The organism is Acinetobacter pragensis, assembly GCF_001605895.1.
In the GTDB taxonomy this organism is placed as follows: domain Bacteria; phylum Pseudomonadota; class Gammaproteobacteria; order Pseudomonadales; family Moraxellaceae; genus Acinetobacter; species Acinetobacter pragensis.
The window spans coordinates 21523-34585 of the sequence record NZ_LUAW01000034.1 but is presented as its reverse complement, the minus strand read 5'-3'; the positions used below and the strand labels follow the sequence as shown (position 1 = coordinate 34585).

Annotated in this window: 11 protein-coding genes; 3 read left to right on the top strand and 8 right to left on the bottom strand. The window is 43.7% G+C overall.

From position 1 onward, the window contains the following. Positions 1–651: 651 nt before the first annotated feature. Together AZH43_RS13855 and yaaA are read right to left on the bottom strand one after the other, a co-directional pair. Positions 652–1287, bottom strand: a complete 636-nt coding sequence (locus AZH43_RS13855) for an HD domain-containing protein (protein WP_067670682.1) — start codon at positions 1285–1287, stop codon at positions 652–654. 54 nt (positions 1288–1341) lie between these two features. Continuing rightward, complete coding sequence (gene yaaA / locus AZH43_RS13850) at positions 1342–2121, bottom strand: peroxide stress protein YaaA (protein ID WP_067670680.1); 780 nt, start codon at positions 2119–2121, stop codon at positions 1342–1344. A 123-nt stretch (positions 2122–2244) separates the two neighbouring features. Here yaaA and AZH43_RS13845 point away from each other — a divergent pair, with 123 nt between their 5' ends. Together AZH43_RS13845 and AZH43_RS13840 are read left to right on the top strand one after the other, a co-directional pair. After that, a complete protein-coding gene (locus AZH43_RS13845) occupies positions 2245–2874 on the top strand; it encodes an alpha/beta hydrolase (protein WP_067670678.1) in 630 nt (209 codons plus the stop codon). A 400-nt stretch (positions 2875–3274) separates the two neighbouring features. Beyond that, positions 3275–3715: a DUF2147 domain-containing protein gene (locus tag AZH43_RS13840; protein ID WP_067670677.1), complete on the top strand. Its 441-nt coding sequence runs from the start codon at positions 3275–3277 to the stop codon at positions 3713–3715. A 145-nt stretch (positions 3716–3860) separates the two neighbouring features. Here AZH43_RS13840 and AZH43_RS13835 read toward each other — a convergent pair whose 3' ends face one another. From AZH43_RS13835 to pheA, 4 genes are all read right to left on the bottom strand, one after another. After that, complete coding sequence (locus tag AZH43_RS13835; protein WP_067670675.1) at positions 3861–4226, bottom strand: hypothetical protein; 366 nt, start codon at positions 4224–4226, stop codon at positions 3861–3863. A gap of 112 nt (positions 4227–4338) precedes the next feature. Next, a complete protein-coding gene (locus tag AZH43_RS13830) occupies positions 4339–6588 on the bottom strand; it encodes a bifunctional prephenate dehydrogenase/3-phosphoshikimate 1-carboxyvinyltransferase (protein WP_067670672.1) in 2250 nt (749 codons plus the stop codon). Between the two features lie 3 nt (positions 6589–6591). Then, positions 6592–7683: a histidinol-phosphate transaminase gene (gene hisC / locus AZH43_RS13825; protein WP_067670670.1), complete on the bottom strand. Its 1092-nt coding sequence runs from the start codon at positions 7681–7683 to the stop codon at positions 6592–6594. A gap of 69 nt (positions 7684–7752) precedes the next feature. Then, positions 7753–8862 (bottom strand): prephenate dehydratase, encoded by a 1110-nt coding sequence (gene pheA / locus AZH43_RS13820; protein ID WP_067670820.1) that lies wholly within the window; start codon positions 8860–8862, stop codon positions 7753–7755. A gap of 531 nt (positions 8863–9393) precedes the next feature. On the opposite strand from pheA, the gene AZH43_RS13815 reads away from it, so the two are divergent. Beyond that, positions 9394–9912 (top strand): type 1 glutamine amidotransferase domain-containing protein, encoded by a 519-nt coding sequence (locus AZH43_RS13815; protein WP_067670668.1) that lies wholly within the window; start codon positions 9394–9396, stop codon positions 9910–9912. Positions 9913–9964: 52 nt separating this feature from the next. On the opposite strand, the gene AZH43_RS13810 is transcribed toward AZH43_RS13815, so the two are convergent. Together AZH43_RS13810 and AZH43_RS13805 are read right to left on the bottom strand one after the other, a co-directional pair. Continuing rightward, entirely contained in the window at positions 9965–11107 is a 1143-nt protein-coding gene (locus tag AZH43_RS13810) for an acyl-CoA dehydrogenase family protein (RefSeq protein ID WP_067670666.1), read from the bottom strand. Between the two features lie 191 nt (positions 11108–11298). Then, positions 11299–12645 (bottom strand): dicarboxylate/amino acid:cation symporter, encoded by a 1347-nt coding sequence (locus AZH43_RS13805; RefSeq protein WP_067670663.1) that lies wholly within the window; start codon positions 12643–12645, stop codon positions 11299–11301. Positions 12646–13063 lie beyond the last annotated feature (418 nt).

The following is a 13063-nucleotide window of genomic DNA, read 5'->3' as shown; positions in this document are numbered from 1 at the left end:
TCATACCGCAGGAAATTTATTTGCGCAATCAGCCAGTTAAGCTGCATTATTCATACAGCTCAATCGGCATCAACAAAAAAGCTGCATATAGTGTTTATGCAGCTTCATTTACCTGTATTAAATCAGATGCTTATTCAGCGGATTTCTGACCTAATTTCACATTTAACAAATTATAACACATTGATTTTTATTGTTTCTAAAATTTATGATAATGCTAAATCCAGTATATTTAACATATTGGTTTTATTTAAAAGAAATCCTTTTTATTGATAAAAAACTTATTCATGCGTCATTAATTAATGGATTTTTCATCGGCAATACAGAATTTACTAACTAAGGGCTTTCACTATTTATTTTTTTGAGGCTGATCAGCTTCCTGCAGCAATTGATTAACCTCTATTTGTTTTCTTGATTGGGTCTCTTTATGCACCATAAAACCCAGCACACCAACCAAAAAAATAAAGAGCGGAATCATAAGACTTTTCATGACTGTAATTTATTATTCACCAAACTATTTATTATAATAACAAAATTAAAACAAAAGAGTGTGATGAATTTAACATTTATGAAATTTGGTTCTTTTATTAAGCTTAATGATTAATGTGTGCTTCAACAATCTGCAGCACATAAGGCTTACTATAAGTAACAAGCTTACGTTATGAAATTTTTAAGATAAGGCGCCAAATTCTGCTTGGCCCGCTGCTCATATTTCCGATGAAAGTAAGCCGATTGATACAACCGTTCTGCCTGATAGAAAGCTGTCATCACTTTAAGCCGTCCAGACTGATATGCAGTTTGATCCACCCAGCTATATTCTTTTCTAATTTCAGATTCATAACGGTTAAATCTATCTGTATTTGCCGCCAAAATAGCCAAATCGATATCCAATAAAAATTGTAAATCGGCATCATCAGTTTGCGCGTGCAGCTGAGTCGCGCATATCCAATCTGAAGCTTTACCTAGCACTGCATCGGGAAATATGCCCGCACAACTCTGACGCATCAGCAAAGCGCTGTTTTCTTCATTCTGCGCTGATTGAGGATCATATACAGCATCATGAAACCACAGCGCCAGCTCAACAGCCTGTGCATTGCGCAGCTGTTCTTTAATTTCATGAAATAATTGCAGGCATTCGACAATATGCAGCACCGTATGATAATAGCGCTGGGGCTCTGAATACGCCGTCAGCAATAGTTGAAAAATATCAGCGCTCTGCTCTGCAGGCAAAGCATAGCGCTGAGAAAATAAATTCCAAAAATATTCAAATTGGCGCTGAATGTCCGGCATACAATTTCCTCAACACAATCAAAAACCACCTCAGCAGAATACGGCTTTCTAAGACTATGCCGCTTTTTCATCTCGCTTAAAGACCAGTTCACCCTTCAGCGAGCTGTCAGCGTCAAAATAGTAGCCATCAGTATTAAAGGATTTCAAATCTTCTGCACGGTCCACTTTATGTTCAATAATGTAGCGCGCCATTAAACCGCGGGCCTTTTTCGCATAAAAACTGATGACTTTATATTTGCCGTTTTTCTGGTCTAAGAACACTGGCTTAATAATCTCGGCCTGAATTTTATTCTGCTTGACCGACTTATAATATTCATCGGAAGCTATATTCACCAGCAGCTCAGACCCCGCTTGGGCTAAATCTGCATTAATCATTTTTGTGATGTCATCTCCCCAGAAGTCATACAGATTATGACCGCGCTGGTTTGGCAGTTTTGTTCCCATTTCCAGGCGGTACGGCATCATTAAGTCTAAAGGCCGCAGCAACCCATACAAGCCAGAAAGCATACGCAAGTGCTTTTGAGCATAAGCAATTTGATGATCATTTAAACTGTAAGCATCCAGCCCTGTATATACATCGCCTTTGAAGGCAAACAGCGCTTGACGGGCGTTGGAGAAATTCAAGTCAGATTGCCAGTCCCGGAAGCGCTCAGCATTCAAATTCGCGATTTTTTCACTCACACTCATCAAACTGGCAATATCTGAAGCTGACAGCTTACGACTTACGTCGATAAGCGCTTGTGAATGATCCAGCAGTCTTGGTAATGTATTTTGATCTGTAGGCAGCGCAGTTTCATAATCTAAGGTTTTTGCAGGGGAAATTAAAGCGAGCATAAATAACTTGATTAAAATTTAAGTAAACAAACTATAACAGTAGACTTATTTTATTTCCAATCTGTGTTTTTACTGAGCATTATCGGTAGAATAGTTCATTCTCCTGCCATTTAATCTATTTTTATGTCTGAACAAATTTTCATTCAAGGCCATGCCGGCCAAATTGAAGTTTTTGTAGATTATCCACAGGGTGAAGTGAAAGGATTCGCGGTCGTGACTCACCCTCACCCGCTGCAAGGCGGTACACCTCTGCACAAAGTTCCAGTACTGCTCGCGCAAATGTTTTTAGAGCGCGGCTGTATTGTCTATCGTCCAAGTTTCCGCGGTGCAGGTCAAAGCGACGGCATACATGATGAAGGGTACGGCGAGACTGAAGATGTTCTTGAGTTGATTAAGCACGTCCGCGCCATGCATACAACGCTTCCTTTCTATGCAGGCGGTTTCAGCTTTGGCGCGCACGTCATGGCAAAATGCTACCATTCACTGCAAGAAGAAATCCGTCCAAAACAAACTATTTTATGCGGCCTGCCGACAGCGACAGTTGCTGGTGTACGCCACTATGTGACACCGGCCATTAAGGGCGACATTCTTTTCATTCACGGCGAAGCCGATGAAGTTACACTGCTGTCCGATTTAATCGCATGGGCGAAGCCGCAGCGTCATCTACTGACCGTACTGCCAGGCGCAAACCACTTCTTTACAGGCTATTTAAAACAGCTGCGTATCGCTATTTCACGCTATCTAGTTTCTTAAGCGTTTCATCGGCGCTGCTTTTGGTAATCCAATTAAAAATCTAAAGATTCTTATAAATACAAAGCTCAGTATTGTCTGGGCTTTTTTCTGCATGCATGTTAGCCAAGGTATGGACCAGCACTGCAGATTTCAAAATATTTTCGTACAGCGCATTCAGTTTTTGCTTTATTTCAATGCTGTTTTGATCGCTTAAAAGACCAATTCAACCATTATTTTTCACGTGGTTTTATAATGAAAACTCAAAACAAAATTTCTTCAAATGTAAGAAAAATATAAATAAATTGACTCACAATTAAGCTCTATTGCAATTTATTCAGCCATCTTTACAAAATATAATCGTCCTCTAGTCAAATATGGCTGGGGTTTAGCCATAAAATTTATTGCAGTTATAAGGGAAACTATGAAAATTATTTTGGGATTACTCAGCATCGCCGCGTTATGTTCTACTGCTATGGCACAAAATATTTCTGGGACTTGGCGCTACATGGATGACAAAACCGGTGAAGCTAAAGGGCTGGTTAAAATTGAACAGCAAGCGGACGGCACTTATGCCGGCACAGCCCTAAAAGCAACACCGCGCACAGGCTATACGCCAAAAGAATTTTGCACCAATTGCCCTGCACCTTACACCAACAAACCCATCATCGGCATGCAGGTCATTCAAGGATTAAAAACAGCAGATGGCACCAACTATACCCATGGAAAAATCATTGATCCTGTTTCCGGGAAAATTTACAGCTTAAAAGGCAAGTTAAACCCAAGCGGCAAAAAATTATTTCTTCGCGGTTATATGGGTGTTTCTGCAGTAGGACGCAATCAGACTTGGCTGCGTGTGGAATAAAATGCAACTCTAAAATAGCTGAATAATCGAATAGGCCATTATATAAAATATTGTTTAAGCTATTATTTTATAGCCATTTCCAATATTTACATGCAAAACGGCAAATTCTCATGAATGCTGCCGTTTTGCATCTTTAGCAATTTATTCAGCCTTTCCACTCAAACTTGCTAAATGCTTCATCTTCTTTAAGAGTATTTTCAACCGCTTGCGCCAATTGATTGAGCAGGCTTTGTTCTGTAATGCGGTCCAGCCAATCTTGATCTTCATCTGGGTATGACGTAATTTCACAAACCAAATGGCCAGCAGAATCATGCCCCTGACAAGTAATCGACAACGGCAATGCATGATTATCCACGCTTACGGCCACCTGATCACCACTTTGTGACAGTGTCTCAAAACCATATTGGCCTAGTTTATTCACCAATAAATCGGCCACCTGCTTTTGCGCCGCACTGAAATCATCTTTATCCGCCTGATGCTCGCAGTTGGCTGCAAATTGTAATTTTCTCATCGTATACCCTAAAGGCTTTATTGTTGTATGGTTTTAGAATAAGCAATTAAAACAAAACAGCCAAGCGTTTGCTTGGCTGTTGTCTAACAAGTGTACAATTTTAACCCGTTTTCTATTCAGCAACTTGAATTGGCAAGCCGGCTTGATTCGCCAACGCTGTAAATGTCGGGAAGCTGGTCGCTACTGTTTCTGTGCCCACAATTTTGATTTCACCCGAAGTCCGCAGACCCGCCATAGAAAAGCTCATGGCAATACGGTGATCATGATGCGATTCAATTTCACCGCCAGTAAAGATTGCACCCCACTCGCCAGCTTTGCCTTTCCCTTCAATGATGATCCCGTCATCTGTCGGGGTGCAGTCAATGCCCATAATTTTTAGGCCATTCGCCATCACTTGAATACGGTCAGATTCTTTTACGCGAAGCTCTGCAGCCCCAGTCAGAATCGTTTGCCCTTCTGCGCAAGCAGCCGCAATAAATAGCGCCGGGAACTCATCAATCGCCAATGGCACTTGATCTTCCGGCATGTGAATGCCCTTTAATGTGCGCGAACCGCGTATGCGGATATCCGCAATCGGCTCTCCGCCCGCAATGCGTTCATTTTCTACAGTCAGGTCAGCGCCCATCTGTTTTAAAATTTCTATGACACCTGTGCGGGTCGGATTAATGCCCACTGCTTCCAGTGTTACATCTGAACCTTCAGTAATGGCAGCGCCCACCATAAAGAAGGCTGCAGAAGAGATATCAGATGGCACTTGAATTTCGGTCGCCACTAATTTTCCGCCGCCTTGCAGTGAAATACGGTTGCCTTCTGTTTTTACGTCATAACCAAAGGCGCGCAGCATGCGTTCTGAGTGATCGCGAGTTGGTTCAGGCTCAGTCACCGCTGTTTCACCTTCTGCCCAAAGGCCGGCCAGCAAAATACCTGATTTCACCTGTGCAGACGCCATCGGCAAATCATATTGAATGCCTTTGAGCTGTTGGCTGCCAGAGATTGATACGGGCGGTGTACCGCGCTCACCTGTCGTTTGGATCAGCGCGCCCATTTCACGCAATGGTTTGGCAATACGCTCCATTGGGCGTTTAGTCAGTGAGGCATCGCCAGTCATGACAGAATCAAATTTCTGCGCTGCCAGCATGCCTGAAAGCAGACGCATGGATGTGCCTGAGTTGCCCATATACAGTGCGCTTGCAGGCGCTTTTAAACCATGCATGCCAACGCCATGAATGGTCACTTCGCCATTTTTTGGACCTTCAATGCTCACACCCATATCACGGAACGCCTGCAATGTCGCCAATGCATCCTCACCTTCAAGAAAGCCTGTTACATGCGTTGTGCCTTCTGCAATGGCGCCAAACATAATAGAGCGGTGTGACACAGATTTGTCGCCTGGCACGGTAAATTTACCTTGGAATTTTTTTTGGCCCGGTAAAATAGTAAATTGCTGTGTCGTCACTTTGTTTTTCTCCATCAAAGGTTTGTTGGCGAGCATATGATTGAAGTGCTGGCGGGCAGCCTGTGCATGCCCCAGTAGCCCCATGAGCGCCTGCGAGTTTTCATCTTCAATCAATTTGCGCAATGTCGCGAGCTGTTTTTCAAAGCCATCGACTGCATTTAAAATTGCTTTTTTATTGGCAAAAAAGATGTCATGCCACATTTGCGGATCACTGGCTGCAATTCTGGAAAAATCGCGGAAACCGCCAGCGGCATACCGGAATATATCTAAATTGTCTTCACGGTTGGCCAATTGCTCAACCAAATTAAAGGCCATTAAGTGCGGAAGATGACTGGTATGCGCCAGCACTTCATCATGCTTGTCGACATCCATGCAAATCACTTCTGCCTTGGCGGCCTGCCACAGTTGAATCAGCTTTTCGACCGCCCAATCTGCACTGCTCGGCAGCGGGGTCAAAATCACTTTATGATTGGCAAATAAATCCACCTTGCCTGCATGTACGCCCGTATGCTCAGCCCCAGCAATCGGATGCCCTGGCACAAAGCCGGCAGGCAGATGCTCGCCAAACACTGCTTTAGCCGCATCGACCACATTGCCTTTGGTGCTGCCGACATCAGTCAAAATCACATTTTCAGACAAATACGGCTGAATGCTTTCCAGCACTTTTTGCGTAGCGCGCACTGGCAATGCCAGTATCACGAGATCTGCGCCTTTGACCGCTTCAATCGGGTCACTATAGCCCTCTTGAATCAAGCCCAATGCCTTTGCATCATCTAATGTTTTTTGAGAACGGGTCGATGCGACAATTTGATTTGCCAAATTTTCAGCAATCATCACACGGGCAAGGCTTGAACCAATCAGCCCAAGCCCAATAAAAGCCACTTTTTCAAACAATGGTGCAGACATAACTTATGCAACAGCCTCTAATTCAAGCACCTTTGCCAAAGCCGCCAAGAACTTCGCATTTTCAGCTTCCGTACCAATAGATACGCGCAGATGATTGGCAATGCCGACAGGACGCACAATAACACCTTCTTTCAGCAAGCCATTAAAAGTTTGAGCAGGATCAGCCTGAACATCTACCAAAATAAAGTTGGCGCGTGACGGCACATAATTCAAGCCCAGCTTTTCAAAACCAGCCTGCAGCTGCGCCATTCCCGCTTTGTTCACTTCACGCGAAAGTTCAATGAATGATTCGTCTTTCAGCGCCGCCACTGCCGCAACCATCGCCAAATGGTTCACGTTGAACGGCTGGCGGATACGGTTCAAGTAATTTGTCACTTCCGCAGAAGCCAAAGCAAAACCAACCCGAAGCGCTGCCAGACCATAGCATTTGGACATTGTGCGGCTGACAATCAGATTCGGATAATCTTCCAAGAATTTCAAACTGTTGAAGTTTTCTGGGAAATACTCGACATAAGCTTCATCCAGCACCACTATGACATTTGCTGGCACTTTTTGCATGAAAGCATCAAATTCAGATTCTTCAAACCAAGTGCCCGTCGGGTTGTTCGGATTCGCAATGAAGATCAATTTGGTATTGGCTTTCACCGCTACGGCCATGGCATCCAAATCGTGCGCAAAGCCTTTTGCCGGCACTTCAACTGCTTCTGCATTAATCGCTTGGGTCACAAGGCTGTACACCGCAAATGCATGCTGGCTGTAGACCACAGAATCGCTTGAAGATACAAAAGCGCGCGCAAAAATTTCCAGAAGATCGTTTGAACCATTGCCCAAAGTAATACGGTCATGCGCAACACCAAATTGCGCCTGCACTTGGTCTTTTAAGATAAAACCGCCGCCATCGGGATATCGGCCAATTTCCGCAAGTTCCGCAGCCACAGCTTCTTTGACTTTGTCAGAACAGCCCAAAGGGTTTTCATTTGAGGCTAATTTAACAATATCCGTCATGCCCAGTTCACGTTCAAGTTCACTGATCGGCTTACCTGGTTGATAAGGCTTTAATTTTGCAATACCTTCATTGGCTGGAACAAACGTCATTTTACACTTCCGATGATTTCAAGTGACAAATGCACTGAACGCCAATGCAGCATTCAATGCAGCTCTAATTTATAAAACAGCAATAGGATATGAACCCAGTACGCGAAGCTCTTTAACCAGCGGGCGGATTTCTTCAAGCGCTGCTTTCACATTGTCCTGTTCGACATGGCCTTCTAAATCGATAAAGAAGACATAGGCCCATTTTTCCGGCAAAGCCGGGCGGGTTTCGATACTGGTTAAACTGATTTTATGCTTCGCAAACGGCGCTAAAATTTCCAGCAACGCCCCAGCGCGGTCATGTGCAGAAATCAGCAGGGAGGTCTTATCATTGCCGCTTTGCGGAATTTTTTCACGGCCAATCACCAAGAAACGTGTCGTATTTTCCGGGTTGTCTTCAATGTTGCTGTGCAGAATTTCTAAACTGTAGATATTGGCTGCCACTTCTGAGGCAATGGCGGCTGAATGCCATTCATTGCGGATACGCCGCGCCGCTTCTGCATTTGAACTGAGTGCTACGCGCTCAACACCAGGATAATGCGCGTCCAGCCAGCTGCGGCACTGCGCCAAAGTTTGCTGATGCGCATAAATCTGCTTAATGCTGTCTTTGCGGGTATTTTCAGAAATAAGGAATTGATGATGAATTGGCAATTCAACTTCACCAATCACGTTTAAATGAGAGGTTTTAAAGCAATCCAAGGTGTGGTTAACCACGCCTTCAGACGAGTTTTCTACCGGCACTAAGCCATAATGCGCACTGCCCGCTTCAACTTCACGGAAAACCTCATCAATGGTCGGCAGTGGACGGATTACAGCATCCTGACCAAAATGCTTGAGCACAGCAGAATGTGTATAAGTGCCGACCGGGCCTAAAAACGCAATGCTTTGCGGAGCTTCCAGCGCGAGACAAGCCGACATAATTTCTCGAAATAGGCGCGCCATTGTTGAATCGGACAGCGGGCCTTCATTGCGCTCCATAACTTTGCGTAAAACTTGCGCTTCACGTTCAGGACGGTAAAACAGCGGGTTCTCTTCAGCAGCAAATTTCGCTTTAGCCACGGCTTCTGCCAATTTTGCACGGCGATTAATCAATTGTTGAATCTGCATATCAACCGAGTCAATATCTTCGCGGATTTGAACTAGGTCAAGAGAAGCCGTAGAGTTTTGATCGTCATTGATCATTGTTATATCGCCCTTCAAAATCATGGTTGCAAACATTATAACAATAGTTAGCTTTCAAATGTTGCGCAATAAGACTTTCATTGAATCAGCCTTAAAAACATACAGTTGTTTAAACCATCAGCATGGCTGAAAGCCATCATAAATAAAGCTGATATCCGCATATACATGAACAGACAAAACCCCAATATTGTCGGCTACAGATTTTATCCGAATTGAATTTCAGTCCATTTGAGTATTTTTCGATGAGCACAGATATTTTAGCGATAAGAAACTGCAAATAGAGATGGTCTTTTTTGGCATTATTGATTAGATTTAAAACAGAAGAATGTATAAAAACCTGATTCAATTCTTTTTATATATTGAATATATTTGGCTGATATCAGCCAGCCGAAATAAAAAACTTCAATAAGAAATGGCGATTCAAAATCAAAACTCACAATAACGTTTTTAGACCAAGCAACTACAAAGCAATCACGAACTTTTAATATTTTTCCGATAATCTTTTAAAATGCAGTACAGGAGTTTTCCATCATGCGCAAAAGAATTGCAGTACTTGTGACCCATGACTTTGAGGATTCAGAGTATCTCGAGCCTGTCGAAGCTTTTCGCGCTGCACGCCACTGCATTTCAAATATTGAGCATCATGCTGGCAATATTGTATATGGGAAAAACCGGAAATCTGCTGTTACCATCGACCAAAGTATAGACCTCGCCTCTATCCATGATTTTGATGCATTGCTCATTCCCGGCGGCTATTCTCCAGAAACTCTTCGTGCAGATGAACGCTATGTCGATTTTGTCCGCAATTTTGCCGGCGCATATAAACCTATTATGTGTATTTGCTATGGTCCTAAACTGCTGATTAATGCGCAAGTCGTTAAAGGCCGCAGAATGACATCCATCGAACCCCTAATTAGCGAACTGATGGATGCGGGCGCTGTATTTTTTGATCAGCCTGTCGTCAATGACAATAACCTATACATTACGTCACGCGCGCCAGATGACCTGCCTGAATTTATCCGTGAAACCCTGCATGTCCTCAGCCAATAAAACAGAATTGAAATAAAAAAGAGCCTTTAGGCTCTTTTTTTACACTGCAAATTTAGCGCCCCAATATGCCGCGCGCTACAATCTCTTTCATAATTTCATTGGTGCCGCCATAAATCCGCTGAATACGCGCATCGACAAAGAAACGTGAAATTGGATATTCAGTCATATATCCGTAGCCGCCGAACAGCTGCAACAAGTTGTCCGCCACTTTCATCTGCATATCCGTTGAAAAGCTTTTCAATGCGGCAGCGGTTTCTACATCCAGCTTGCCCTGCATATACAGTTCAACATTGCGCTCATAAAATGCCGCGGTCGCCAGCTCGTCAATTTTAGCCTGCGCCAGTACAAAACGGGTATTTTGAAACTGGCCTACTGCCTGACCAAACGCTTGGCGCTCTTTGACATATTGAGCAGCCAATTCAATTGAACCTCGGATTGCGCCAATTGCAGTCGAGGCAATTGCCGTGCGCTCACGCGGCAATTCCTGCATCAAATACGCAAAGCCTTGACCCGGCTGGCCTAACAGCTGCTCTTTGGGCACTTTGACATTGTCATAAAACAGCTCTGAGGTATCCTGTGAATGCAGGCCAATTTTGTCTAAATTCGTTCCCTTCTTAAAGCCTTCCAGATGCGTATCGACCAATAGCAGCGAAACACCTTTTGCCCGCGCTTGCGGATCAGTTTTCGCCGCCAGCACGACTAAATCTGCATGCTGGCCATTTGAAATAAATGTTTTAGAACCATTCAGCAGATAATGATCACCTTGCAAAATAGCGCTGCTGCGCATGGACTGTAAATCTGAACCGGCCCCAGGTTCGGTCATGCCAATAGCGCCCACGACTTCGCCGCTGACCATTTTAGGAAGCCAATGCTGCTTTTGTTCCTCTGAACCGATGTGCAGAATATACGGCGCTGCAATTTCAGAATGGCACGAAATACCCGTCGATAATGCGCTGAAGCCTGCACGGGCAGATTCTTCAACCAGCATCAGCGAATAGTGCGTAGGAACACCGTATCCACCATATTCTTCAGGCACATCTACACACAGAAAACCATTTTCGCCCAACGCAGTCCATACCGAACGCGGCATCAGGCCTTCCCGCTCCCATTGATCATAATGCGGTGCAATCTGTTCCTGCATAAAACGGCGGAAGTTGTCTCTAAATAATTCTAAATCTGCATCATATGCCAGCATTGCATTCTTCCTTGTAGAGCTTGTTGTTTTTGATTGCCTCCATCCTAGTGAAGTTTTGAGTAAGTGTCATGCGGGAAAACTGCGCGTTCAAATTTTATAAAAATACATACCGCCCAAACCTGCAGCAACAAAAAAGGAAGCCGAAGCTTCCTTTTTCAGTGAATCCTAAGATTCAGTAATGGCATGAAGAATTAAGCGTGGGCTTGATTGTTTTCTTCAAGCATTTTGCGGTCAACTTCTGCAGGATTATTCAATGCATCATTCAGCTTAGCGGTATCTAATTGGCCGACCCATTTTGCAACCACAATAGTGGCCAAGGAGTTGCCGACTAAGTTGGTTAATGCACGGGCTTCTGACATGAAGCGGTCAATACCTAAAATCAATGCCAAACCGGCAACAGGAATATGGCCGACAGCAGACAACGTCGCCGCCATAACAATAAAGCCTGAACCTGTTACGCCTGCAGCGCCTTTAGATGAAATCAGCAGAACCGCTAAAAGCGTAATTTCATGTGCTAAATCCAACTGTGTATTGGTTGCTTGCGCAATAAAGATGGCAGCCATTGTTAAATAAATTGAGGTACCGTCCAAGTTGAATGAATAACCTGTAGGAATAACCAAACCAACCACAGATTTTTCGCAGCCGGCAATTTCCAGCTTTTTCAGCATGCGCGGCAATACAGATTCAGATGAAGATGTTCCAAGTACAATCAGCAATTCTTCGCGGATCATGCGGATCATTTTTAAAATGCTGAAACCGCAGAAACGGGCAATCGAACCCAACACAATGAAAATGAACAGCAGGCAAGTCACGTAGAAGCAGATAATCAATTGCGCCAATTGAGCCAGCGAACCAATGCCGTATTTGCCAATAGTGAATGCCATCGCACCGAATGCGCCAATCGGAGCAAGCTTCATGATCATGTTTACAATGTTAAAGAACACATGTGAAATTTGATCAATAAATTTCAATACAGGCTTACCGGCATCGCCTAACTTATGCAGCGCAAAACCAAACAGCAGCGCAAACAGCAGGACTTGCAGAATTTCACCTTCAGCAAAGGCGCCAACCACTGTATTTGGAATAATATGCAGCAAGAAATCAACAGTGGATTGCGAAGCGCCGGATTCAACGTACTTAGAGATGCCTGATACATCTAAAGTCGCAGGATCAATGTTCATGCCTGCACCCGGCTTGGCGATATTAATCACCACCAGACCGATAATTAATGCCAGCGTAGACACAACTTCAAAGTAAAGCAGCGCAATACCGCCGGTTTTACCGACAGATTTCATGCTTTCCATGCCGGCAATACCGCTGACAACCGTACAGAAAATCACTGGCGCGATAATCATCTTAATCAGCTTGATGAAAGCATCACCCAGTGGTTTTAATTGCTCACCCAATCCAGGCACGCTTTGTTTTACGCCGTTCACAATTTCAGTGGAACTTGGTGAGAAATGCCCCACCAGAACACCCAAAATAATAGCTACAATCACCTGAAAATACAGCGACTTATAAATTGGTTTTTTCGTCATGAGAATACTTCACGATCAGCTTCTGTTTCCAGAAGTTTCCATTTTTATGTTTATTTCCTAAGAAAATAAACAGCCCAAACTCATTTGCCGCTGACAAAAGAGCACTATCGTATTGAGTATCATCCAATACTTAAAAAATCTTAAAAAGTGTGAGTGTGATTTTTAAGGGAAAAAAACCACGCCAAGCCAAAATTGCATGCAGCAAATGGTCGGGAGATGAAGAACACACAGAAATACGGTTAAATTTTACCAATTTCTAAAGCCGAGTTTTGGCCTTAAATGTTAAGTTTGATTAATAAATACGCATTTTTTATTAGACTATAGTCTAGCACCAACTAAATGGGCACTAAAATTTGACTGAAAAATACCGAGTGAAAAAGTAGACTACAAGGTTCACCTATACTTTAATGTTTGCTAA